The organism is Pseudovibrio exalbescens DSM 16456, from assembly GCF_000422785.1.
In the GTDB taxonomy this organism is placed as follows: Bacteria; Pseudomonadota; Alphaproteobacteria; order Rhizobiales; family Stappiaceae; genus Pseudovibrio; species Pseudovibrio exalbescens.
This window is the reverse complement of record NZ_AUGS01000019.1, coordinates 35,417-59,488: the sequence shown is the minus strand read 5'-3', so window position 1 is coordinate 59,488 and position 24,072 is coordinate 35,417. Positions and strand designations below refer to the sequence as shown.

At 55.0% G+C, this 24,072-nt stretch carries 19 protein-coding genes and 3 pseudogenes; 10 read left to right on the top strand and 12 right to left on the bottom strand.

Annotation, left to right across the window (positions count from 1 at the left end; all coding sequences use genetic code 11):
• The first annotated feature begins 36 nt into the window (after positions 1 to 36).
• Together G512_RS0113095 and G512_RS0113090 are read left to right on the top strand one after the other, a co-directional pair.
• On the top strand, positions 37 to 2,196 hold the full coding sequence (locus tag G512_RS0113095) for a TonB-dependent receptor (protein WP_028482114.1): 2,160 nt from the start codon (positions 37 to 39) through the stop codon (positions 2,194 to 2,196).
• Between the two features lie 71 nt (positions 2,197 to 2,267).
• Positions 2,268 to 3,563 carry a RhtX/FptX family siderophore transporter gene (locus G512_RS0113090; protein ID WP_228130510.1) on the top strand — a complete coding sequence of 432 codons (1,296 nt, stop codon included), beginning with the start codon at positions 2,268 to 2,270 and terminating at the stop codon, positions 3,561 to 3,563.
• 461 nt (positions 3,564 to 4,024) lie between these two features.
• On the opposite strand, the gene G512_RS21085 is transcribed toward G512_RS0113090, so the two are convergent.
• The gene (locus G512_RS21085) at positions 4,025 to 4,816 is read right to left on the bottom strand and encodes an AraC family transcriptional regulator (protein ID WP_036489780.1); all 792 of its coding nucleotides are present in this window, start codon (positions 4,814 to 4,816) and stop codon (positions 4,025 to 4,027) included.
• A gap of 103 nt (positions 4,817 to 4,919) precedes the next feature.
• Between G512_RS21085 and G512_RS0113075 the strand changes: the two genes are divergently transcribed.
• The 3 genes from G512_RS0113075 (at position 4,920) to G512_RS0113065 (ending at position 7,910) form a co-directional block, all read left to right on the top strand.
• Complete coding sequence (locus tag G512_RS0113075; RefSeq protein ID WP_028482111.1) at positions 4,920 to 6,062, top strand: MFS transporter; 1,143 nt, start codon at positions 4,920 to 4,922, stop codon at positions 6,060 to 6,062.
• 284 nt (positions 6,063 to 6,346) lie between these two features.
• Entirely contained in the window at positions 6,347 to 6,691 is a 345-nt protein-coding gene (locus G512_RS0113070; RefSeq protein ID WP_028482110.1) for a helix-turn-helix domain-containing protein, read from the top strand.
• The gene (locus G512_RS0113065; protein WP_028482109.1) at positions 6,684 to 7,910 is read left to right on the top strand and encodes a type II toxin-antitoxin system HipA family toxin; all 1,227 of its coding nucleotides are present in this window, start codon (positions 6,684 to 6,686) and stop codon (positions 7,908 to 7,910) included. The genes G512_RS0113070 and G512_RS0113065 overlap by 8 nt, the downstream gene beginning before the upstream one ends.
• Positions 7,911 to 8,043: 133 nt before the next feature.
• Here G512_RS0113065 and G512_RS0113060 read toward each other — a convergent pair whose 3' ends face one another.
• The gene (locus G512_RS0113060; protein ID WP_028482108.1) at positions 8,044 to 8,424 is read right to left on the bottom strand and encodes a VOC family protein; all 381 of its coding nucleotides are present in this window, start codon (positions 8,422 to 8,424) and stop codon (positions 8,044 to 8,046) included.
• 300 nt (positions 8,425 to 8,724) lie between these two features.
• Here G512_RS0113060 and G512_RS0113055 point away from each other — a divergent pair, with 300 nt between their 5' ends.
• Positions 8,725 to 8,931, top strand: a complete 207-nt coding sequence (locus G512_RS0113055) for a DUF3955 domain-containing protein (protein ID WP_028482107.1) — start codon at positions 8,725 to 8,727, stop codon at positions 8,929 to 8,931.
• Between the two features lie 309 nt (positions 8,932 to 9,240).
• Positions 9,241 to 10,413 carry a zinc-binding alcohol dehydrogenase family protein gene (locus G512_RS0113045; protein ID WP_322782961.1) on the top strand — a complete coding sequence of 391 codons (1,173 nt, stop codon included), beginning with the start codon at positions 9,241 to 9,243 and terminating at the stop codon, positions 10,411 to 10,413.
• A 58-nt stretch (positions 10,414 to 10,471) separates the two neighbouring features.
• On the opposite strand, the gene G512_RS0113040 is transcribed toward G512_RS0113045, so the two are convergent.
• From G512_RS0113040 to G512_RS21075, 3 genes and pseudogenes are all read right to left on the bottom strand, one after another.
• Complete coding sequence (locus tag G512_RS0113040; RefSeq protein WP_028482105.1) at positions 10,472 to 11,095, bottom strand: glutathione S-transferase family protein; 624 nt, start codon at positions 11,093 to 11,095, stop codon at positions 10,472 to 10,474.
• A gap of 195 nt (positions 11,096 to 11,290) precedes the next feature.
• Positions 11,291 to 12,220 carry a hypothetical protein gene (locus G512_RS22185; RefSeq protein WP_051269320.1) on the bottom strand — a complete coding sequence of 310 codons (930 nt, stop codon included), beginning with the start codon at positions 12,218 to 12,220 and terminating at the stop codon, positions 11,291 to 11,293.
• A gap of 402 nt (positions 12,221 to 12,622) precedes the next feature.
• Positions 12,623 to 14,358: pseudogene (locus tag G512_RS21075) on the bottom strand (ABC transporter ATP-binding protein).
• A 1,080-nt stretch (positions 14,359 to 15,438) separates the two neighbouring features.
• On the opposite strand from G512_RS21075, the gene G512_RS0113010 reads away from it, so the two are divergent.
• Entirely contained in the window at positions 15,439 to 16,257 is an 819-nt protein-coding gene (locus G512_RS0113010; RefSeq protein ID WP_028482103.1) for a LysR family transcriptional regulator, read from the top strand.
• A 349-nt stretch (positions 16,258 to 16,606) separates the two neighbouring features.
• Here the strand turns inward: G512_RS0113010 and G512_RS21070 are convergent, their stop codons facing one another.
• From G512_RS21070 to G512_RS0112990, 3 genes are all read right to left on the bottom strand, one after another.
• Positions 16,607 to 17,659, bottom strand: a complete 1,053-nt coding sequence (locus G512_RS21070; RefSeq protein ID WP_162143380.1) for an endonuclease NucS domain-containing protein — start codon at positions 17,657 to 17,659, stop codon at positions 16,607 to 16,609.
• A gap of 528 nt (positions 17,660 to 18,187) precedes the next feature.
• Complete coding sequence (locus tag G512_RS0112995; protein ID WP_028482102.1) at positions 18,188 to 18,550, bottom strand: antibiotic biosynthesis monooxygenase family protein; 363 nt, start codon at positions 18,548 to 18,550, stop codon at positions 18,188 to 18,190.
• Positions 18,547 to 18,870: an NIPSNAP family protein gene (locus tag G512_RS0112990; RefSeq protein WP_028482101.1), complete on the bottom strand. Its 324-nt coding sequence runs from the start codon at positions 18,868 to 18,870 to the stop codon at positions 18,547 to 18,549. The genes G512_RS0112995 and G512_RS0112990 overlap by 4 nt, the downstream gene beginning before the upstream one ends.
• Before the next feature lie 73 nt (positions 18,871 to 18,943).
• On the opposite strand from G512_RS0112990, the gene G512_RS0112985 reads away from it, so the two are divergent.
• Positions 18,944 to 19,624: an ArsR/SmtB family transcription factor gene (locus G512_RS0112985; RefSeq protein WP_028482100.1), complete on the top strand. Its 681-nt coding sequence runs from the start codon at positions 18,944 to 18,946 to the stop codon at positions 19,622 to 19,624.
• A gap of 214 nt (positions 19,625 to 19,838) precedes the next feature.
• Here the strand turns inward: G512_RS0112985 and G512_RS21065 are convergent.
• From G512_RS21065 to G512_RS22710, 4 genes and pseudogenes are all read right to left on the bottom strand, one after another.
• A pseudogene (locus G512_RS21065) lies at positions 19,839 to 20,327 on the bottom strand (integrase core domain-containing protein); the annotation flags it as partial.
• A gap of 64 nt (positions 20,328 to 20,391) precedes the next feature.
• A pseudogene (locus G512_RS23150) lies at positions 20,392 to 20,451 on the bottom strand (hypothetical protein); the annotation flags it as partial.
• A gap of 206 nt (positions 20,452 to 20,657) precedes the next feature.
• On the bottom strand, positions 20,658 to 21,614 hold the full coding sequence (locus tag G512_RS0112965) for an IS30 family transposase (RefSeq protein ID WP_028482098.1): 957 nt from the start codon (positions 21,612 to 21,614) through the stop codon (positions 20,658 to 20,660).
• 201 nt (positions 21,615 to 21,815) lie between these two features.
• Positions 21,816 to 22,223 (bottom strand): hypothetical protein, encoded by a 408-nt coding sequence (locus tag G512_RS22710; protein WP_162143377.1) that lies wholly within the window; start codon positions 22,221 to 22,223, stop codon positions 21,816 to 21,818.
• Between G512_RS22710 and G512_RS0112960 the strand changes: the two genes are divergently transcribed.
• Positions 22,123 to 23,799, top strand: coding sequence for an alpha/beta hydrolase (locus tag G512_RS0112960; protein WP_028482097.1), 1,677 nt, complete (start codon positions 22,123 to 22,125; stop codon positions 23,797 to 23,799). The two genes, G512_RS22710 and G512_RS0112960, sit on opposite strands and share 101 nt — an antisense overlap.
• The last annotated feature ends 273 nt before the right edge of the window (positions 23,800 to 24,072 follow it).

Below are 24,072 nucleotides of genomic sequence, written 5' to 3'. Positions count from 1 at the left end.
TGTAAATCCCTGAAACACAATAAAAGGTGGCTCGCCATGACATCGAGAACACTTGTCCTTGCGCTGTTTTCCGGATTGGCTGTGGCCCCGGCAGCCGCGCAGCAAGCAGACGACGGCGCTCTGCTCCTTGATGAAATCATTGTTACGGCCAACCGAACGTCAAGTGAACTGGCGGCGGTGGCGCAGTCTGTCGTTGTCATCAACCAGCAGCAAATTCAGGAAGTCGGTTACGGCTCGCGGGATCTGACGGATGTCATTTCCACGCTGGTGCCCGGCTTTCAGCGGTCAAACCAGACGCTGTCAGGCGGTTCCGAAACCTTTCGTGGGCGCAATGTGCTGATAATGGTGGACGGCGTTGCCCGCAACACGCCGCTGCGCAAGAATAGCCGTATCCTGTCTTTGATTGACATCAATACGGTCGAGCGCATCGAGGTGATCAACGGGGCATCAAGCCTTTATGGCGCCGATGCGACCGGGGGCACGATCAACATCATCACCAAGCGCGGTTGGAGTGAAACCCCGGAGGTTTCGTTGACTACCGGCTTGAGCGCCCATACTGAAAACCCGGCAAAGTCACTGGCGCCAAGCGCAAGCCTGAGCGTGGAGGGCCGCCACGATCGGATTGACTATTTTTTCAGTGGGTCGGGGGAGTTTACGCAGCGCGCCTACGACGGAGCCGGCCGGGAGATGCCCTCCGATGTGTTGTTGGGCCAAGGGGGCATGGACCGGGCCAAGCAGTTCAATCTGTTCGGCGGTTTGGGCTTTGAAGAGGGGACACGCCGGTTTGACGTAACGGCGGACTGGACCTATTTCCGGCAGGACCCCGACTACCTTAGCAACTACACCACAGATCCGGTATCGTCGGACTTTGGCACCGATTATACCGGCGAGCCTGCCGAAGAGAACTCGCAGTATCTCAGCGCCGCGATGAGCGAATCCGATTTCGCCCTCGGGGAGCTGGAACTGAAGGGCTTTTTCAACAACATCGAAAAGCAATCGCCCTTTACTGCGTATGATCCGGTCGCAAACAGCTTTGTCTACACGGTGAACGGCACCGAAAAGTTTAACCAGACGGTTCTCAAGGCAAAGCGGGCCGGGCTTTCTGCCACTGTCCATACGCAGCTGGATCAGGTGTTTGACGGCGCTGCTATAACATGGGGCACGGAATACAGCTTTGATCACACAACCCAGCAGTTTGCCGATGGGGCGGACGCCATTGCGCCAATGACACAGAACCAGTTTGCCGCCTTTGCGCAACTGGAAGTGCCGGTTCATGAGCGGGTGCGCCTGCAAGGAGGGGCCCGGTTCGATCAGTTCTTTCTGAATGTGGATGATTTTACCCGGCCCACCTACAAGTCTTCGCTCTTGCCTGTCATTCCGGCAGTCAACGTTGCGGGCGGTTCTTTTTCCTACAACTCGCCCACCTTTAATATTGGAGCGGTGGTCGACATCACGGAGAATCTGCAGGCCTTTGGTAATTTTTCGCAGGGTTACTCGCTGACCGATATTGGCGCCTTCACCCGCCGCGCGGGGCTGAACTCTACATCGGAGCTGGGCAAGCTGTTGGGCGGTCAGCGGAATTTCGACTATGCGGATATCGCGCCGGAGCCTCAGATCGTCAACTCCTATGAAGCCGGTTTGCGCGGCGACGGGGGCGGTTTCCGCGGCACCGTTAGTGGCTACATCTCCACTTCCGATAACGGCACAACCTTTGACATCGATGCTAACCAGGTGAGCCAGCAAGAAGAAATGGTGTGGGGTGCGGAAGTCACCGCCGCCTACGACGTGCTTGACACGGTGACGGTGGGCGGCACGTTTGCCTACACCGATGGTTTGTATGATGGTGAGGGCACCGGCGACCTGAACACTCGGCTGCCAAACAACCGCGTGCCGAACAGGTTCACGTCCAGCCTTTATGGCGAATGGCTGCTGCCCCACGACTTTTTGGCCCGGGCGGAAGTTGAGTATTTCTCCGGTCGCAAGGCACGCCCACAAAACGACGAGCAGGAGCTTAAAGGTGCAACGCTCTTGAACCTCGGTCTTTCCAAGGACTTCGGAGATGCGGGAGAGTTCTCTTTTGCGGTGCGAAACGTGTTTGATACCGATTACACCAACCCTACGGCCACGGCCGTGCGTGGGTACAAGGTGGCCGGGCAGGGGCGCGTGATTACCTTGCAGCACAAGATCCGTTTCTAACGTCGACGTGCTACCACCCCGATCGTTGCGGCCGGGGTGGTTTCTTTCCTGTCCCTTGCGAGACGAGGCGCATGATGAAACCAAAGGACCCGCTTGTGGCACCAGGCCTTCCTGAAACGCCAGGTCACCCCAACGCCAACAACCTCAAGATTTACGTCACGCTGGCCGGCCTGTATCTTGCTCAGGGCATCCCGACCTATCTGATCGCCGCCGCATTGCCACCGGTCCTACGCAACTACGGGGTTTCCAAAAGCACCATCGGCCTGTTTTCTCTTTTGATGTTGCCGCTGGTTTTAAAGTTTCTCTGGGCACCGCTGGTGGACCGGATCCAGCTCATGAACATAGGTCATCGGCGCAGCTGGATTGTGCCCATGCAGGTGATTACCTCTGCCGGCATTGCGCTGATGGCATTCCTAGAGCCAACGGACGTGATGGGGTTGTTCTTGATCTGCACCCTGCTGGCAGTGGCCATGTCGACCCAGGACATCGCTTCGGATGGTTATGCAACGCAAAACCTCACCGCCCAGACGCGGGGCATTGGCAACGCGTGTCAGGGCGGCGCTGTTGCCTTTGGCGTGGTGATTGGCGGTACCCTGTCACTCGTTATGTTTGAAACAGTAGGCTGGACGCCAACCCTGTTGTTTGTGGCCGCGCTGAGTTTACTGCCGCTTCTCGTGACCCCGTTAATGGAGGAGCACAATGGCACATCGGCAGGAGGCCCCGCCCGGTCTGGCCTGCACAAACCCTCCATCAGCGCATTTTTCAAGCGCCCTGAAGCGGTGCAGGTTTTGATTGTGGCCTTGCTGTTTCGGGCCAGTGAAGGCTTTGTAAAGGCAATGGAAGGGCCGTATCTGGTGGATGCTGGATTGCCCCTGTCCTGGATCGGCTACTTGTCCGGTGCGTCCGCCGCTACCGCCGGCATCATCGGGTCTGGCCTTGCCGTTGCCTTGATGAGGGGTCATAAGACCCAACGAGCGCTGATCACCCTGGGCCTGTTGAGAACAATTTGTTTCAGCCTGTTCGCCCTTCATGCTATCGGGTGGATGGAGGGCATAATGCCCGTCATGAGCGCCGCTGTATTCCAGACGTTTATTCGCTACATGGAGATCGTCGTTCTCTATTCTCTTTTCATGTCTGTGGCCTCCAAGGACCAGCCCGGCACGGACTTCACCTTGTTGGCCTGCGCGCAACTGATCGTTTATCTGGTGGGATCAAGCCTTTCCGGCGTTCTGGCGGACTATGCGGGCTACAACACCTTGTTCGTCTTTGCCACTGTCCTGTCCGGTCTGGCCGTTCTCATGTGCGCGTGGCTTTTGTCCGCCCACCCCAAGGCGCCGACACAAACGCCAGTAGACGCAAGACAATAAGCGGCGTTTGCATGCGTTTTGGGTCCCTGTCTGTGCGATTTAGTACCGGGCTGACAGCGGCGCTTTCGTTGTGCGGGAGGGGAAGGCAAGTTGCGTGAAGACGAGGTTTCGGCCTCATGTATCGAACGGCTCAACCTTTGCGTAGGAGCATGCGCCGGTTCGTGCGACTTACCGGTGCGTTCTCAAGGAAGTTTGACAACCAAGTTTGTTGGATGGCGTAGCATTCCGTGCACTACAATTTTCGCCGGCTATGCGGCGATTGAACGAAACACGGATGTTCAGCGTTCAAACAGAAAGAAAGTGCGTGCGGGCTTTCATCAAAGAGCCATCGTGCCGGCATCAGCCGATTCCAGACTACGGGCTTTGCTCAGTATGGCCTTTCGTCCAGCTCTGATTATGAGCGTCGCGATTTTCTGACTATGTGACAGAGGTGGTGGTGGGCGTTTCTGTGAATGCCGAGGCTAGACAGAAGCTGAGCTGCTTAATGTGTTTAATGAGCGCAAATAGGCTCTTGGGGTTGTTCCTGTCGAATGTTTGAAAAACGAGATGAACGCACTGTCGCTGGAAAACCCGAGTTCCTGAGCAATCTCGGAGATCCGAGAGCCGGCCGCCAACAACTCGACGGCCTTCATCAGTCTCCATTGTTGTCGCCATTGCTGATAGGACATGCCGGTCTCGCGCTGAAAAATCCGTCCTATGGTTTTTTCGCTAGCCCCAATTTGGCGCCGTAGACGGCCGAGGGAAGGGGGCAGATCGGCAATTTCCAAGGTTGCCAACCGCGGATCGGAAGGAAGCGGCAACCGAGTGGGAACGCGTGGTGCCCTACGGATTTCATCCATGCAAACGGCGAGAAGATTCCGAGCCGGGCCTTTGCTCCAATCCTTCTCCAGAGATGCCTGGGCGATGCGCTCCAGCGTGGCGCGCAGAACCTCGGAGACCTCAAGGATTTCGACATCCTTTGGCATGTCTTCAAGCACATCTGTTGCGAAATACACAGACCTGTAGTCAACGGCGGACTTGATTTGTGCACGATGAGGAATGGCAGCGGGAATCCAAGCCGCGCGGGTGGGCGGCAAAAGGCATAGTGTCGTGTTCAGAGTGATCGTCACACAGCCCTGTCTGGTGAACAGAATTTGGGACACCCGATGGGCATGCAATCCGGAATCGTGATGTGACAGGATGTTCGCCGCGATCCCAAAAACCGGATGAGGTACCGCGTCAACGTCAAATTTGGTGTGTTGATCAAGCCACATCGTGGAGACTGTCCGATTATGTAAATAAGTTGTCCTATTATTTATAATAGGTCATCGCGTTGAACGCTATGCCATGCCCTTCTCAAAGCTGTCTGGAGGGATAATGGCCGACAAACCAAACTTGCCGCTTGTGATCGCACTGATCATGTTTCCGCAAATTGTTGAAACGATCTACAGCCCCGCTTTGCCGGAAATCGCGGAAGGCTATGACGTTACTGCCTCTACGGCCGGGTTGACGCTCTCGTTGTATTTCGTTGCCTTCGCTGTTGGCATTGTTGTCTGGGGGCGGAGTTGCGACACGCTTGGCCGAAGGCCGACCATTCTTCTGGGACTGATGGTTTACGGCGTGGGAGCGGCTGCTGCCTTTGCAGCTGCAAGTTTTTCTGTGCTCCTTGTTGCGCGCATGGTCTCTGCCTTTGGGGTGGCGGTGGGCTCTATTGGCACGCAAACCGTTCTGCGTGATCGCTTTATCGGAGCGGAACTGAACCGGGTGTTCGCCCCGGTTGGTATAGCGATTGCAGTCAGCCCGGCGTTGGGCATGGCGGTTGGGGCCGGTATGACTGAACTGGCCTCGTACCGAGGGGTTTTTGCTGCCTTGGTTGTACTTACCTTTTGGCTACTGGTTTGGGTTTCAATGCGGCTTCCTGAAACGCGGCCTCCAGCAGTGTCTTGCGTGCCGTTTATTGCAACCGCGTTGGTCATGGTCAGGGATTGGTACATTTGGCGCTCTGCTTGCCTTGTCGCACTTATGAATCTGTGCTTGTTTGCATATTATCAACTGGCTCCATTCCAGCTGGAGGTTCTCGGCTATTCCTCAAGTGCATTGGTTTGTAGTGGTATTCTGTTGACGCTCGGCAGCTTGGGCGGCGCGCTGGTAAACCGCAAACTGTTGGCTGCAGGCTGGGCCGCCGCCCGTCTGGTGCTCATCTCCTGCCTGCTTATGCTGGTCAGCGGCGTGGTGATGGCAAACCTTGAAACAAGCGTTTTGTTTGTTCTGCCCGGTGTCTTGACGTCGTTTGCCTTCGCTCTGGGCATTCCCAACATTCTTGCCTCGGCATTAATAGCTTATTCGGACCGCCTTGGCACTGCTGGTGCGGTTCTGGGATTGATCTACTATCTGCTGCTTGGGGCTGGGTTGGTGGTTTCTGGCGCTGTGCAGAACCTTGCCCTCGTGCTGTCGATTTCTGGTATTGGCGCGCTTGTAATCGCCAGCCTTGGCCAAAAGGAAAGGGGTGGTATATTTTAAAGCAGATTGGTGCAGGACAATTACGGAACGCTCGCCGTGTTTGAGTTGGCAACTGGTGCGTCGAAGTCAGAGCACCGCGTCAACTACTTCATTGCGGCTGGATATGATCCGGCTTGAAGAGGTTTCTGGGCAGTTGTGGCGACTCTGGCGGGTGCGGTGATCCATATAAATAGATCAAATTGATATTATCATATGCTATTATAGATCATAAATTGCGTTTAGCACAAGCCTATGATATATAATAATATATCTAAGTGTCATATTGATATAGAAATGTAGATATCATGACCTACGAGACGGAACAGATTGCGGCGGCCTTGAAGCGGGCGCGAGAGGGCAAGGGCCTGAGCCAGCGCGAACTGGCCAAGCGGGCCGGTGTGCCCCAGTCCCACATTTCCAAGATCGAGGGCAATGGCGTGGACCTTCGGCTTTCCAGCCTTGTTTCTCTGGCCCATGCGCTTGATCTGGAACTGGAGCTGATCCCGCGCAAGGCGCTGCCAGCGGTGCGCTCTCTCACCCGCCTGACGGCCGGGTCGACCTCGGCCGAAGGGGCGGCGACTGCAGAGCCCGCCGCCAGCAAACCCGCCTACACTCTGGATGATGATGAGGAGGAGGACGGCTATGCCTGACGTTTTCATTCTCAACGTGGCGCTTCATGGCGAGATGGTGGGCACGCTGACGCGGGTGTCCGGCGACCGCAGCCTGTTCGCCTTCAATGAGGCGTACATTCAAGATGAGAACCGGCCCACGCTCGGCCTGTCCTTCAAGGATCAGCTGGGCGATTTGCGGACAGACTTTCGGCCGGTTCAGCGTAAGGTCATGCCGTTTTTCTCCAACCTTTTGCCGGAGGGGCCCATGCGGCGCTACCTCTCTGAGCAGGCGGGGGTGAACGCGGAGCGCGAGTTCTTTTTGCTGTGGGCGTTGGGGCAGGACCTGCCGGGCGCCGTCACCATTACGCCTGTGCAAGGGGAGGCGTGGCCTCCAGAGGCGGTGACGGAAGAAGAGGGCAGGGCTGTGCCTGAGGCGGCCATGCTGCGGTTCTCCCTTGCGGGCGTGCAGCTCAAGTTCTCGGCGGTGGAAGGAGTGCATGGCGGGCTCACCATTCCAGCCTCCGGCGTGGGCGGCGACTGGATCGTCAAGCTGCCCTCCCGCGAGTATGAGGGTGTACCGGAAAACGAATATTCCATGATGCGCCTTGCCCAGCTGATGGGCTTCACCGTGCCGGCCGTGGACCTGATCGAGATCGACAAGATCGCCGGTTTGCCGGTGGGCACCGAACGCTTCGGCACCTTTGCCTTCAAGATCCAGCGGTTTGACCGCTTGACGGATGGCACGCGGGTGCACATGGAAGACTTTGCGCAGGTGTTTGATGTTTATAGCGATGAAAAGTACAAGCGTGCCACAATGCGCAACATCGCCAGCGTGCTGGCGGCAGAGACCCCGGATGAAGACCAGCGCGAATTTATCGCCCGGCTCACATTCAATACGCTGATCGGCAATGGCGACATGCACCTGAAAAACTGGTCGCTGCTGTATCCGGACCGGCGCACCGCCCGGCTGGCGCCCGCCTATGACTTCGTGTCCACCCTTGCCTACATTCCGGGGGACAGTTCCGCTCTGAAATTCAGCCGCAAACGTCAGTTTGCCGAGTTGGACTCAGATGAACTGAGCCACCTGGCGGCCAAGGCTGGCCTGCCGGTAAAAATGGTGCTGGACACGGCTCGGGACACAACGGCGCGGTTTTTGGAGCTTTGGGCGCAAGAAAAGGCACACCTGCCGCTTTATGAGAACGTGCGTAAAACTATCGACACCCTGCTGCCCACCTTGCCTCTGGTGACGGGACGGTGAGGGCCGGGCAGTCTGGACCGGTTAACCTGTTCACCGATCAGATGGCTGGCAGATCTTCAGTCTGCCTTCACTGGTATAGGGCCGCAACCTCGCGCAGGACATCCGATAGTTTGTGCTGGGGATTCACCGAGAACTAGTCAATGTTTGAGGTATCCGTCGCACAAACGCGCAAGCGGTGACCATCAGGGTCTACTGCAACGAACGTGTAGCCAAACGCAAGCTCTTGAGGGGGCAAGGCTATGTCCACGCCCATGCTGCTCCATTGGGAATGAAGTCTATCGACGGTTTCCCTATCAACATCACTTAGTGAAAGCTCCACGCCGCCAAAGTGTTCTTGCGCTTTAGGATCAATGCCATCTTTCGCTTGCAGGCCGAGCATAAAATTGCCCTCAAGAAGAAAAAGGGAGAACTCACTAAAGCTTTCCTCAGGATCTTTCTCTAATACCTTCTTGTAGAAGTCTGTGCTTTTATTGACGTCGGTAACGTATAAAATGACACTATTCGGATTGAACATGAACCCCTCCTCAATAAAGCCAGCTTTTGCACATGCCAATGAGCCAGATCGCATAGCTGGAATCGCAGTACTAAAGCTGCATAGCACAATCAATTGTTAGGAAACTGATCCTGAGTTCAAGCGAATATTTCTAAATTATCGGCGGGGTGGAAGTAAAAGTTACTGGAATTCATCTTTCTTGAGCGCGTTGAGAAACAACGTGTTTTTGCAAGTGTCCAGTCCCAGAGACTGACAGAGCCGATGACCTGATGCTGTCAGGGCTGCCAGGTTCTGTCAGCCGACCTGCATTTGGAGTGCAACATGAGTTCAAAATTACTGAAGATCGGCCTCTTCATCATCGTGCTGGGGGCGGTTTCTCTCGGCCTTGAAAAGGTTTTTTACGGCGGCATCGACAGCAATGGGGTGTTGCAGGAAAGCTTCTTTTTGCCGTTGAGCTTCCTGCTTTGGGGGCTGGGGGTGCTGCTGATTATCGGTGCCTTTCTCTTGAAATTGATGCGCCCGCGATGAATGACGGCCCCACCGGTTTTTGCCGCTCTGGGCAGCAGAAGGGGACGCTTCCACGAACCCGCCGGGGAGAGAGTTACAGGATGGGGTTTTGGCTGCGAAGCTCAGCGCTCAGAAACGCCATAAGCGCCCTGATGCGCCGAACGTTTGCGCTGCCTTTGGTGAAAACGATCTGAAGCGCAGAGTGTGTTTGGGGCGTGAAGTCCTGAAGCAGCTCCACGAGCCGCCCATGTTTCAGGTCGTCGGCGACATCCCATATTGTTTTGAGCGCGATGCCCTTGGCCGGGTTCGACGGGGGCGCTTTGTTTGGCGGTGCTGCCTACGGCTACACCTCCTATTCCCCTTATGAAGCTGCAGCATGAGCACCCCGCTGACACCAGCTTGATCCACGATTTTACCAAACCCCACCAAAGCGACCTTGTCTTCGTCCCTGCCGAGTTCAACCAGTCGCTGGCTTTGAAAGGAAACACCATGAAAGCCGTAGGTTTGACAAGATACCTGCCCGTTGATGATCCAGAGTCGTTCCTTGATGTTGCGTTGCAAAAACCGGAGCCAACCGGTCGCGACGTACTCGTGGAGGTAAAGGCCATTTCCGTGAACCCCGTCGATACCAAGATCCGTGCGCCCAAAGACAAGGCCGAAAAGACGCCGCGCGTCTTAGGCTGGGATGCCAGCGGGGTGGTCAGTGCAGTCGGACCGGATGTTACGCTCTTTAAGCCGGGGGACACAGTCTATTATGCAGGTGATCTGACACGGCCGGGCACGAACCAGCAATTTCAACTGGTTGACGAACGCATCGTGGGGCGCAAACCGACCAGCTTGAGCGATGCTCAGGCCGCAGCGCTGCCATTGACAGCGATCACTGCATGGGAGGCGTTCTTCGACCGCTTACATATCGCGCCTGCCGGCGGAGCCGCCGGACAGTCGGTCCTGATCATCGGGGGTGCAGGCGGGGTTGGTTCCATTGCGATCCAGCTCGCCAAATGGGCTGGACTGACTGTAATCACCACCGCCTCGCGCCCCAAGACCAAGGATTGGGTCAAGAAGATGGGTGCGGATCATGTGGTGAACCATCGGGAGGACCTCGTTGCGCAGGTGCGCGCCCTCGGGCTTGAGCATGTTGATTACGTCGCCATCTTCAACGACATGCGCCACTGGAATGCAGCCGTTGAGTTGATCAGGCCCCAAGGCGGTATCGTGACCATCGATGACACCGACCTGCCCATGCCGATGGACGTCATGAAGACCAAGGCGGCAAGCCTGCACTGGGAGTTCATGTTCACCCGGGCCATGTATCACGCACCGGACATGATCGAGCAGCACCAGTTGCTGACGAGGGTGGCCGATCTGATTGACGCGGGCAACCTTCGAACAACGCTGACAACGACGCTTGGCCCGATCAATGCCACGAACCTGCGCGAGGCCCACCGATTGGTCGAAAGCGGAACAATGATTGGCAAGGTGGTGCTGGAAGGGTGGGGCTAACCGTAGCCGTTCGATAACCTGGGGCAATGATGCGGCGCTTGCCAAATGCTGCGCCTCATCAACTGGTATTTGCGAAATGTGCCATCTGGCCGGCATAGGCTGTCTTGAACGCCGGTCGTTCGGTAATCCGCTTCACATAGGATTCCGTGGCCGGTCGGTCGCCGAAGGCACGGATCTTCTCGATGCGCAGCGCATCGGCCATGATTAGATCTGCGACAGTGAAGCGGCCGGCAGCCAGCCATTCCTGCTCCTTGAGGACGCGCTCCACATGACCGAGACGGCTTTCCAGCCAGCCGGTCAGACCGTTATCTTCGGAGCCTGACACTTCCAGAAACCACCAGGGGACTGACACCATCTCGACGGAATTGAGCGCGGCTATGGTCCATTGCAGCGTGTCGGCTTCTCCAGCAGGATCGCGCGGCATCAGTTTTTCGCTCTTTCTGGCGAGGTAGAGCAATCCTGCTCCGCTTTCGAAAATCGAGAGCTCACCCTCTGTCAGCCAGGGTGCCTGGCCAAAGGGCTGGTGCTTGAAGTGGTCCTCGGCTCTATTTTTGAATGACGTGCTCTTGACCTGATAGGGAAGTCCGGCCTCCTCACATGCCCATCTCAGCCGCATATCGCGCACGAAACCACGAGGAGTTTCGGGCACCCAGTCGTAAGTCCAGATGGTCAGTTCGCTCATTTTCCGTCCTCAAGATAGGAGTTCTCTTCGCCCACCCAACCAGTGCAGCCAGTATTGTGACGCTTGATCGTGTTGTCGTTCGGTGCGAACTTCCACTTGCCCCAACGAACGCTTAAGGAGGCAGTATCTGCAAATTCTCATAAGGGATCAATCACCGGCTGCATTGCGCCGAAGGGGCGCCTTTGATTGATGATCTTAGTCCAGCGACAGCACAGTCAGATACCTTTGAACGCCTTTGGATGAGGCATAGGAGCCACCGCCTTCATAAAGGACTTGCTTAAGGCCGAGCCGCCGCATGTCTTCAAGTGTGAATGTCCAACCCTTCTTGCCGCTTGCTTCATACGCATTGAAGTGATCGGGGCGCAGACCAAAGTTGGCGAAGTCGCCGGTCAGCCCAAGGTTAGCGCTAAACGCCTTTTCATCCTTGATGATGGCTTCGATAATGTTCGCACCTTCTGCAACCAGTTGCTCCAGGTCCGGCGTGCCCGCCAGTTCCGGGTTGGCCGCTAAAAAAGGGTCGCGGATTGTGCCGCGCAGGATATCCTGCAATGCAATATCTCCGCCATCTGCCGCCGCGCGGATATCTCCAAGCAGCTTTGCGGCGCGTGCATCGGCCTGTGCCGCAAGCTCGGGAGTCAGCACAAGATCCGGGGCCCCCTTTTTGAGCTCTTCGCGCGCTGTGTCGCGCAAGAGGATTTCCAACAGCTCATCATCGTCCGCCGCATCGGCATAAACGGCTTCGGAGCCGTGCCAGCCGACAAAAGCGTTTTTGGCGATAATCTTGCGTTTCCCAGCGGGAAAAACACTGTTGGCACAAGAGGAAAAGCAACCACCAACGACCTTCACATCAAGACCGTGATCATGAACCCATCGGCCAATCTTGCGTGAGGTCGTCGCATCGCCCCCACCGGAGGTGACGACGAGTTGCCTAGGGGTTTCTGCAGCTTCCGCAACCTGCAGAAACCTGTCCCAGATCGTTTCTGTTATGATCCCGCGGTAGTAGATGGTCCCATCCTCCGCGTGGATTTCCGCAGGGTGCAAGCGCAAGTCCTCAGGCGTGGCAACCCCATCCGCCACAGCCGGAACGGCACAAAAAACAAACAAACAGCAGAGCAGATGCTTCATGCTTGGATATCCTTTATGAGCGGGGGAATGTCGGTTACACTCGGCATATCCATCATGAAACCGTGGGACGCATGAATGGGAAGTTTGCCCCTCATTGGTTTGTTTATCAAGCTTCCACGAGCGCGAAGCCTGACTTCGTTTTTCGCAGATACAAAGTGGTAAAGGACGGTGCAACTGGTTTGTTCAAGTTTGGCGCCGTATCCAGAGCCGTTTGCTCGGCGCTGATGCCCAGCATATTGGGGCCACGCCGATCCACGGTTGCCTCACCAGGGGGGATCTCGATTTGGTTGTTCGGGTGCCTGATGCTGAGTTCGTAGCCGCCGCGGCGGTTATGCAGGAGGCATATCCGGTGAACGAGGGTCCTTTCGAAGCCGTACCTTTTGCGCGTTGGTATTCCTACGGTCAAAAACCCACCATGACATTTTCTGGCGAGCCAAATTGTGTCGAATTTAGCTTGTAATAGAAACCTTTCCGCTCGATCAGTTCCAGATGATTGCCTTGCTCAATGATTCCTTGTTGGCCAACGACAAAAATCTTATCTGCCCGGCGGACTGCCGACAGTCTATGTGAGATCGTAAGGGTTGTACGGCCCTTGGCGAGCTCAGAAAGCGAAATCTGAATTTCCTTTTCCGTTTCAGTGTCAAGAGACGAAGTGGCTTCATCAAAGATCACGATTGGCGGGTTCTTGAGGAAAATTCGGGCAATGCTAACGCGTTGGCGTTGCCCACCGGACATGCGTAGGCCTCTTTCTCCCACAAGTGTATCCAGTCCATCAGGTAGTCCTTCGATGAGGTCCCAAAGGTGAGCTCGTTTGGTTGCCTCAATGATCTCGTCTTCGCTGGCACTCAGATTGCCATAGGCGATGTTCTCGCGGAAAGTGCTGCCGAAGAGAAATGTGTCCTGTTGCACGATACCGATGTGGCGACGCAGAGATTGCACCGTTGCCTCGCGAATATCCATGCCGTCTATGGTGATACGGCCTGAAGTTACTTCATAGAACCGAGGTAGCAGCGAGCAAAGGGTCGTCTTGCCTGCGCCGGAGGTGCCGACAAATGCAACATTTTCCCCTGGCTCGATCTCCAGATTGACGTTATTGAGCACAAGGCCTTTGTCGGCATATCCGAAACTAACGTTCTCGTAGCGGATGCGACCTTTGGGAAACGGCATTTCCTTGGCGTCGGGCCCATCCTGAATATCAGGCTCAGTGGCGAGGAAATCCAAATAGCGGCGGAAACCCGCAATTCCGTTGGTGTACGATTCCAAGACCGCAATTACTTTTTCAATGGGCCGCGTGAACACGCCAATCAATAGGACGAACCCAACAAAACCGCCGTTGGACAGCTCACCTTGAATTACAAAGTAGCTGCCCAATACCATCGCAACGATTTGAACACTGCGCGAGCTTAGATAGAGAGAGGATGCGCTGACCGCCAGGTATTTGTAGGCTCCGAGTTTCGCTTTTCGGTAGGCTTCATTTTCGATTTCGAACAAACGACGTTCGTGGTCCTCATTGGTGAAGGCTTGAACAACCCGGATACCGCCGATGTTGTCCTCAATTCGTGTATTGAAGTCGCCGACGCTATTAAGGATCCGCTGCCACGCAGTTTCCATGCGCCGACCGTAGCGTGTCGTGAACCAAATGATCGCAGGCGCGATAGCACAAATAACGATTGCCAGCTCAACATGTATCAAGACCATCAAGATCATGGCGCCAAAAAACGTAATCATGGCCATGAAAAGGTCTTCGAGACCATGGTGTGCTCCCCAATCTGCTCCAGATCCTTGGTCACACGTGCGAGCAGATGCCCCATCTTGGTGCGATCGTAATAGCTGAACGATAGCTTCTGGAGATGCCTGAAAGCTTGTCTGCGCATTTCGGTTTCAATGCGGATCCCGAGCGCGTGCCCCCAGTAGTTGACGATGTATGTGAGGCCAGCATTCACCAGATAGACGGCGCAAAGGCCCAAGCCTGCAGCCAAAACAAGATAAATGTCTTCACTTGGAAGAATCCGTTCGATAAAAATGGCCACCGCAATCGGAAAAGCAAACTCTAAGAAACCAAATATAATTGAGCACATGAAATCTAAGGCGAACAGACGCATGCTCCCTTTATAATAACTCGCGAATTCTCGTATCATCAATTTAACCTATTATAATATCAGAGAAAAATACGTCTTTGTGGCTTTTATATACTTCCAGCCTTTATCAACTGGATTTAAAGAAATATACGGGCTTTGACGAGTGGCACTATATCGGATGATCACTTGCCGTGGGCACACCACGCGACGTTGGTCTCTGAAGGCCTCCCTCTGAGCCCTTGTTCTTTTTGCTGATGCCCGCGGTAAAATTATCTATATAGAGATGAAGCTGGGCATCGTTCACGCTGAAGGCTCAGTTCCTTGAGCTTGAACCGAACACCCGCAGATGGAATTCGATACTCCTCCCCAGATTGGTAACGTCCCTCTGGATTTGGTCGAAGCACTTGGTGGAAACGATGTGGCTCCTGAGTTGTGTTCTGTCAGGCTCACTGCATGGTTCATGCGATCATCTCCTTATGCGCGTCTGTCAAAAGGCGCCGAAGGTTCCAGCTCAAAATCAGGCAGGAATCTTACACAAGCCGACAGAGATTTTGTGAAGCCAATCGATGAAAAACAATACGGTTTGACCCAGCAGGATTTCTGGAGACCTGAGAGGGCATTGCCTACTTCCTCTCGGATGCCCTTAAAACCGGTTATGCGGATCACATGCCGCTCGATCATGTCGTCGGGAGACCCGAGAATGTAGCCGACCTTGGCGAGCGGCTACATCCCCGGCGTTTCAACTCCGACCGTCATGTGAACCTAGTATGCTCTCGCGCCAGAAGGGCTAGGGCCCGTCGGCGGACCAACATAAGCAGGCACGCCAGGCGGGTGAACAAGAAAGCGGTGATCGCAGCAATGGCTTCTCCAACAAGATAAATCGCACGGGCCGCTTTACTTCCATGCAGTTGCATGAACTCGTCTTCTTTCTTCAAGGCCGATGTAGCACGTGAGGGGGGAAATTCAGTCGGGGGTTTCGGAAAGCAGAGCATCAATTGTCTCCTTTGGGTTGATGGAAAACACGCCAAACTTGCCCACAGGATATCGGTCAGAATGACTTCACGAAATGAAACAGTTTGAAATCTCCTTTTCATTTGTGAAAAGATACCTGCGACTATTTTGGACGCTTACGGGACCGTCATGAGCCGACTCGATTGGGAAGATCTGAACCTGTTTCTGGCAGTGGCCCGGGAGGGCGGGTTGTCTGCTGCGGCGAATGCCACGGGGCGCAGCCCCGCAACGCTAGGGCGCAGGATGCTGGGGCTTGAACGCGAGCTTGGCCGAGAACTTTTCGTTCGGCACGGCAGAGGCTACCGGCTGACCGGTGAGGGCCAGAGTCTGCTCTCCGAACTGTCGGAGGTCGAGGCACGGATCGCGCGGCTTTCGCAACGCTCGGGTATCGAAGGCTTGCCACTGGTCAAGGTTTCGGCAGGAACATGGACAACGCTGGCTCTGTTGCGATCGTTTGCCAACCTTGTGGGAACTCCGCCGGATATCCGGCTTCGTTTCGTCTCTGGCGAGCGGGTAATGGACATCGCCCATCGCGAAGCAGTGATCGGCTTCCGCAACCAGCGCCCGACCGATAAAACGTTTGCGGGGCGCAAGCTGGCAAAGGTGGAGTTTGCGCCGTTTGGCGCGCCTGATGCGCCAAGGCTCTGGATCAAGGTTCTAGCAGACACACCCTCGGCGCGCTGGTTGGCAAAATATGCCGAGGGCGATGCGGTGTGTGAGGTCAATAGCCCGCGCAATGCACTCGATCTTGCTTTGGCGGGACAAGGAATGGCTTTGCTTCCGACCTTCATCGGCGACAGCGAGGCGGGCTTGCTCCGGGCGGCGCAGGTGGTGCCCGAGTTGACGCATGATCAGTGGCTTGTTGTTCATGAGGCAGACCGGCACATTCCTGAGGTGCGTCGCGCCATTGACAGAATGTGCCGGGTTCTTGAAGGTCCGCGGGGCTGATCTCGTCGGGGTCATTCTGCCTCCGGCGTCGAAAACTGCCGAATAGGAACCCACCGACAAATCGCAGATGGCAGAGGCTAAGCGCTGAAGCTTGCTTGATGTCTATTCGCGGCTGCGGCGCTCAAGGGGCCAGTGTGGTGGCGGTGGGGCAGGCGGGCGCAGCGGCGCGCGGATGGAGATTCGACGTCCCATCGCGGTTGCCAGACAGAGACGAAATCTTCTTCTGTCTCGCCGCCTGAAGAACCCTAGCACGAGGTTTTTATGCGGAACAACCAGCTAAGGGGCAGGCGGGCGACCCGCCTTTGTGCTCCGACGTCCGCCGTGTTGCCAACCCGGCGGCGCGTGCCGTTCACGCTGCTGCCTGGACGCTGCCCTCGGATGGGCTACGGAGCGAGAAGTTGACCTCGTACTGCATGAAGGAAAGCTGCGGCACCATACTGGCGGCATATTCCAGCTTCTTGTCACCCGCGAGCGCGATGATGAGACCCTCAACCTCTTCGCCTTGTGCCAGATCGGACTTCACCCAGCCCATGTAGCGCAGGGCCTGACCCACTGCTTCATCGGAGGTTTGGCCTTTTTTCAACTCTATGACCAGCCAGCGCGGATCTGTTTTGTGCTTGGCCAAGAAGTCAATTCTGCCCGCAGGACAGTGGTACTGGCTGCCTGCCTCGGGGTTTTCAGGCGTCTCCAGAAGGTCCCACTCTTGGCCAATCTGGGTTCGAGCCCAATTGTCCAACAGGAAAATCTGAAGTTGTTTTTCCAGCGAAAAGCCCCTGCGCTCGGTTGCTGCTTCCTTGGTGACAGGCGGTTCATCGAGATCTAACCCGTCGTCTAGAACACTCCACCAAAGAACATCGAGGGTCCAAAGGTCGGTCTCCAGTGCGTCGGCAAGGTTCAGCAAAATGTCATTGATGGCTTTGTATTTCTGGCCAGTTTGAGTGCCACGGCCGAACTTGGGCAGCAAGCCCAGCCGGTCAAGGCCCGCTTGTGATGTCGCGTTCCAGACGCCATAGGTAGCGGGATAAGCCACGGTGAGAAACGCAGTGGCAATGGCGGTGCCCATGCCCTTGATGGTCTGAATGGCCTCTGTCATGCGTTGTTCAATGGGCAGGGCTTCATCCAGAAGCATGGCAAGCGTGGTGGAGAATGTGGACGGGTGCTCCAGAACCCGGTTCACCTGCCGGTACAAACCATTCCAATGACGATTGTGCTCATAGTAAAAGAAGGGGCGAATGTCCTCCATTTTCAGGTTGCTGAGGTTGGCCGGGTCAAGAAGAGGGCCAAATCTTTTGAGAACCTGACCTTTCTCCTGCTGGATCCTCTTCAGTTCGCCTTTTTCTTTCAGGTGGTTTAGATGGCTCTTGAGCTGGCCTATCGCCGATTGCAAAGCGGGATTGTTCATAAGGAGCTCCTTGGTGATGCAGCAGACCCGCGCGGCCGACACTGCTGCCTGTTTGTCCAACAGAGGCCATTCGGCATCGGCAGTCTGCATTTGTTTCTGGAGAGCTAAGTTGATCGCCACATCAGCGTCAATAAACGGGTGTAGACGCGATCCTTTTGAAGTAAAAAATTCTTTATCTATCTTCTAAAATGAGTCGATTAAATGCGACTCTTTTTCATTTATATTTTTCTTCAATTGAGATTGGCTTTGGGCGGGAATGACAGTGTGTTTCATAATGAGATTTTGCTTTAGGTCTACTCTAAAGATCAAAAGAAAAGCAGCCCGGAGACGACTTGCAATCTTCCCCGAGCCTTTTTTAGTTAAGCAACCGAGAGGGCGGCGTTAGTCGCCTCTCGATTTATCCAACACAAGCTTTCTTTGCGAATACGGCAAGCTAGCGCGAGGTGACAGCGTCCATGTTTGGCCCTGAGGTAATTGCTGCTGCAGCAAAAGCGGCTCATGTAGCAAAGAGTGTGAACATGAATTCATTCATTTTTCCGATCCTTCAACTCTGTGATGCTGCACGGAATCCGCAGGCGCCTGACTGCGCTCTGACAGCCCGTAATCCCGTGTGACCTCGGCGACCCGCAGCCGATAGTTCCGAAAGACCCCTGACCGCCCCTCTGATTGTGCAAGGCGGTGTTGTTCCAGCTGTCGCCACTGGGCAATCGCCGCCTCGTTGCGCCAGAACGACAGCGACAAAATGCGCCTTTCCTGGGTCACGGATTGGAACCGCTCGATGGAGATAAAGCCGTCAATGCCATGCAGAAATGGCATCAGTTCGGCGGCGATGTCAAAATACCTGTCCAGCTGGCCTGGCGCTGGCTCCACTTCAAAAATGACTGCAATCATTTCAGTGACCCGTGCGGTGCTGAAGCGAGTCTAAGAAACGTTCTGTCTTCGCCTAGTAAAAATCGCTCTTTCTGAGCGAATTCATAGTTTTCTTTGCCGAGCGGGTCGTTAGCCAATCGCGCCCGATAAGCCTCGTATTCGGCCAGCGACGGGATGTTGTAAATCCCATAAGCCAATGTGCTTGATCCTTCATGCGGCGCATAATACCCGATCAAATCTGCACCACAGCGCGGAATTGCTTCGCCCCAGTTGCGAGAATACTGAGCAAACTGTTCTTTTTTGGTTGGGTCAATATGATAGCGGATGACACAGGTCAGCATAATAGTCCTCTTTCGTGGTTCTCGTCAGATGTAGCGTATTGCCAGGCAACAATGCTTCGACTACGGTCGAACCATGAAAGATGGACCTGACATAGCCCGTATCGCCGCGCTGATCGGCGACCCAGCTCGCGCCAACATGCTGACCGCACTCATGAGTGGCAAAGCGCTGACGGCAACAGAATTGTCTCAGGAAGCGGGCATTACGCTGCAAACCGCCAGCTCGCATCTGGCAAAGCTGGACGCGGGTGGTCTGCTATCGCTACGCAAACAGGGGCGGCACAAATATTTCTCTATTGCCAATGATCAAGTGGCCCATCTCCTTGAAACCCTTATGGGACTGGCTGCTGGATCAGGGCATTTACGAACCCGGACCGGACCGCGGGATGAAGAGATGAGGAAGGCGCGCGTATGCTACAACCACCTCGCAGGTCACATGGGAATAGTGATGTATGAAAGTTTTCTGCGAAAAGGTTTTCTTCACGTCGCTACTGATGATCTCACTCTGACAAATACTGGCGCAAGCTTTGTTGATGGCTTCGGAATTGACCTGAAGGAGCTAAAGGCTAAGAAATCTCCCCTTTGCCGGGAGTGTCTTGATTGGAGTGAGCGCCGGTCACACCTCGCAGGCAGCCTTGGTCGTTCGCTGCTGGCACGCATGGAAAATCTGGGCTGGGCAAAACGTGTTCCAGGGAGCCGGGTTGTGCGCTTTACAAAAGCCGGGCAGGCCGAATTCGACGCTACATTCCAACGTTAGAACCCGAAATCATCACTGGTAAGAGCGCGACCTACTATCCTGCGCCTACCGGAGCAGCCCCCAAGCTGGCAGATCGCATCGGCGCGGTTTCGCCTCTGATATTTTTCTTTTTCGGTCTGACTGGGCTACTCCCCGATCGTTGGACAGGATCTGGCGTAAACTAAGCTACTTTGTGCACCTGCTGATCGGTTTGTGTTTTGTCATTTCTCAGCCAGTAGACCACGGCTGGTGGCCTGCCGCCAAGTTCTGAGTGTGGGCGTTTGTGGTTGTAAAAGGTCATCCATTTCCGGATGGCCGCCTTCGTTTCTGATCCGGTCTCCCAGGCATGCAGGTAGACACACTCGTATTTCAGGGTTCGCCATAGCCGCTCGATGAAGATATTGTCGAGGAACCGACCTTTCCCATCCATCGAGATCCGCACGCCAGATCGGCGGAGCCGATCCGTCCAGGCGAAGGACGTGAACTGACTTCCCTTGTCCGTGTTCATGATCTCGGGCGGGCCAGATTTGTGAATGGCCTCGTTCAGCGCCTCGACACAGAAGTCGGCCTCCAGCGTGTTCGAGATGCCCGCCAGCCGTAATTCCTACACCAGTCGATCCTGCAGCGTCCGGTTCGCGCGTTCGACACGGCCCTTGGCCTGAGAGCTGTTTGCACAGAGGATCTCGATATTGAGCTCGTTGAAAGCCCGGCCAAACTGGGTCATGCCATGCCCGGCCGCGCGCCTTGTGCCGGATCGCTGCCGGGCCCCCAGACCGAAACAACTTCAGCAGCCGGTGAACCTGCCGGCGGCTCAAACCGAGCACGTTAGCGGCCGCCACAACCGTCATCCGGCCTTGCGTCACTTTGCTCAGGACTTCTATGCGGTTCAGTTCGCGCTCGCTCATGATCACCAATCCCACACGCACACTCCAATCCTGGTTGCTGGACAGGCAAGTGTGCCACTTCTACTTTGCAAATGTGGGACATTTTAACATGCGTGTGAGCGATACCTGAAGTGCGACTTCTGCGGTGTCCGAGGGTAGGGGGCGTCCTCTCATCTCGCCAGCATCTTTTCCCTGAACACTTCCGCCGGCGTCTTCCATCCGAGGCATTTTCGAGGTGTTGCGTTTAGCCGGTCACAGATCCCTTTCAATTCAGGATCGGTGACCCGGCTCATGTTGAGTTTCCGGGGAAGCCATCGTCGGGCGCGCCTGTTGGTGTTTTCAACCGTGCCTTTCTGCCAGGGAGCAGACGGATCACAGAACCAGGTCTGGGTCCCGATTTCCGCCTGAAGATGCGGCCAGGCCACAAACTCGGTTCCACGATCGAACGTGATGGATTTTCGGAAGCGGATTGGCAGGTGGCGGATGGCATCGATGACCTTGCCGAGCACCAAATATGTTTTCCTGTTGTCGTTCTTCAAAAGCACGGTGAACCGACTGACGCGTTCCACTAGGGACGTGACGTTGCCAGTACCAAAGTGCTGTTTGAACAGCATTAAATCGCCTTCCCAATGCCCGAACTCCTGCCGATGTGCCACGGCATCAGGGCGGAACAAGATGCTGACGTCACGATGGAATTTGGGTGGCAGGCGCTTTCTCGCTCGTCTGGGCTTGCGAGACTTTCGATGGGTCGGCAAGTACCACCACAGCTCCTGGGCCAGGCCTTCCTTCGAATAGATGTAGCGGTAGATGGTTTCCTGGCAGACCCGGCGCGATGCGCCTTCGTATCTCATGCGACCGGCCACGAGAAGACGTAGATCCGCGTGCTTGATCAGCTTGCGCTTGCGTGACCGACGCCTGGCACATTCCTGATGGGCCGCCACCGCAAAATAACCGACGATGTCTGGCAACTGATCATCCTCAAAATGATTTCGTTTCAGCTCCCGGAAAACCGTCGAGCGGTGTCGTCCGAGTATCCTCGCCATCCTGCACGGCGACACATTTGCCTGGCGCCAGCGTTCGATCTTGCGGCGCTCATCAAGTGTAAGATGGCTGTATTTTGAACCCATGACACAATCCTCCTGTCTGACAACCTATTGGTTTCAAACAGAAGTCGCACTTGGGAATAGCGCGCACCCCGCTACACGGAATTGCCCCATAATCAATATTATGGAAAAAAATCAAGTGCCGTCAACTATCGATCTGCACGACCGAGGTGGTGAGCTTAGTTTCGGCTATCTTTCGTGTCTTCGGTCAACCTTTTAAATAGGTTATTGTTCGCGATACACTACGAAATAGTAATTACCACAGGACTCGGAATGAATATTAAATAATTCTTTCAGATCGTTTAATGGCTTTTCATTTCTAATCTGAAAGCAATTTGAAGGTTTTTTACGGCGCCCGTGATGCCAATAGTACAGTTGATCCGGATGGGTTGGCCAGTTTGGTATAAATTGACCAATCATTAAGTTTCCGTGGGCCTTATTGAGTAGCCTAGCGAATGAAAAGGAGGTCGCATGGGCGGAAACCGTCAAAAGCGATCCGCCGTCGAATTGGCACAAGCGAGAGGATTGAGGAATGAAACGCGGTCTTTGGTCCTGGTTAGTCGGTAATTTCTGCGCTCCCTGCTTTCTGTTGGGGCTATTGTTTTTTGCAGCTTCCTTGACGCCGTCGCTCATTCCGCGAGGCCCTCTTGAACAGGGTGTTCTGGGCGGGCTTGTCACCGCCTTGGGATATCTAATTGGCATGATCATAGCGCTCCTCTGGTGCGCAGCAGATATGCCGCATTTATCGGGGCGCCCGGTGAAAGTGATTTTCTGGATCCTTACAGTTTTGGTTTTTGTGTTTTTCTTTTGGGCTCTGGGCTTTAGCCTTACCTGGCAAAACGAGCTGCGACAGAAGATGGGCATGGAACCGGCAGAGGCGCTCGATCTACCAAGTATTCTAATTTCGGCTGCAGCAACTTTCATTCTCGCCTATGTGTTCGGTCGCCTCATCGGTTCACTATTCCGGTTGGTCCGGGCGTGGTTTTATCGAATTATGCCTCCAAGGCGGGCAAACGTCTTAGGCGTTATTACCGTTGTATTGGCATTGTTCATAGTTACTCGTGAAGGCCTGTGGGATTGGGTAATTACGGCGCTTGATGAGAGCTACGAAGTGGCTCAAGCTTTGTTCGAAGACGCGCCGCCGCCCCCTGATAATCCAAGGATGACGGGAAGCGAAACTTCTCTGGTTGCATGGGACGCCATTGGGGAGCCAGGGCGAGATTTTATCACCTCTGGGCCTGATGCCGAGGCAATTGCAGCGTTTACCGGTCGTCCCGCTCTTGATCCGATCCGTGTGTATGTGGGGCGTGCCAATGCAGAGACGCCTCGTGAACGCGCAGAGTTGGCATTGGCCGAGCTCAAGCGTTTGAATGCGTTCGATCGCGAGGTCTTGATTATCGCCAGCCCTACAGGGACCGGCTGGATGGATCCCGGTGCACACGATCCTGTCGAGTACATGCACAATGGAAACATTGCGACTGTAGGTGCGCAGTACTCCTACCTTCAGTCCCCTCTTGCTTTGATTTTGGAAACAAGCACGGGATTGGAACAGGCAACAGCGTTGCAGGACGTGGTTCATGGCTATTGGAAAACACTACCCGCAGACCAACGGCCCCGCCTTTATGTTCACGGACTGAGCCTTGGTGCATGGTCCTCGATGTACGCTACCAATATTTTCCGGTTCATGGACGACCCGATTGATGGTGCCTTTTGGGCAGGGCCGCCGTTTCCATCGGCATTCTGGAATTATGTTCAGAACCGACGAAATGCAGGCAGTCCATGGGTTCTGCCGCAAATTGGAGAGGGCAGAATCATTCGCTATGCCTCTCATCGGGCTGACGCTTCTGACGCGTCAGCGCCGTGGGGTGACATACGTATTGTTTTCCTACAGTACTCAAGTGACCCAATTGTCCTTTATGATCCCGCTTCGCTATGGCGCGCGCCGCCCTGGATGCGCGAACCACCCGCAGAAGATATGTCGGAGCATCTTCTCTTCATGCCGGTTGTTACGCAGTTTCAGTTGGCGTTGGACATGGCGCTGTCGTTTGGGTCACCACCCGGCCATGGCCACGCATATTATGCGCGCGATTATATCGGACCATGGGTTCAGGTAACTGATCCAGAAGGATGGACACAGGAAGATACCGAGAAATTGCAAGCCCATTGTAACATCGGCTTTCAATTAGGTTGCAGGAATGGTGACAGGTAATCGAGGTTCATCGTTTCAACCTGTGTTTGCAGCAGGATTTGGATGCTGTGAAGGTTGAAAACGACCTCCCTCGCCTCCGCCTTTCGGATAAGTTGGGTCAATGTGTTGAGCACACGCCCTCCATTCTTCAGTTCAGTTGAATCGATTAGCGTTGCGACCGGCGCCCAAATTGGGCTGATCTTTCGGTTTTCTGATGTGTCATGAAGCCGCGTACACAAGTTTTTGCCGGCTGAGTGATTTGTTCGATTTTGCAGAGACTTGGATGGATCATGT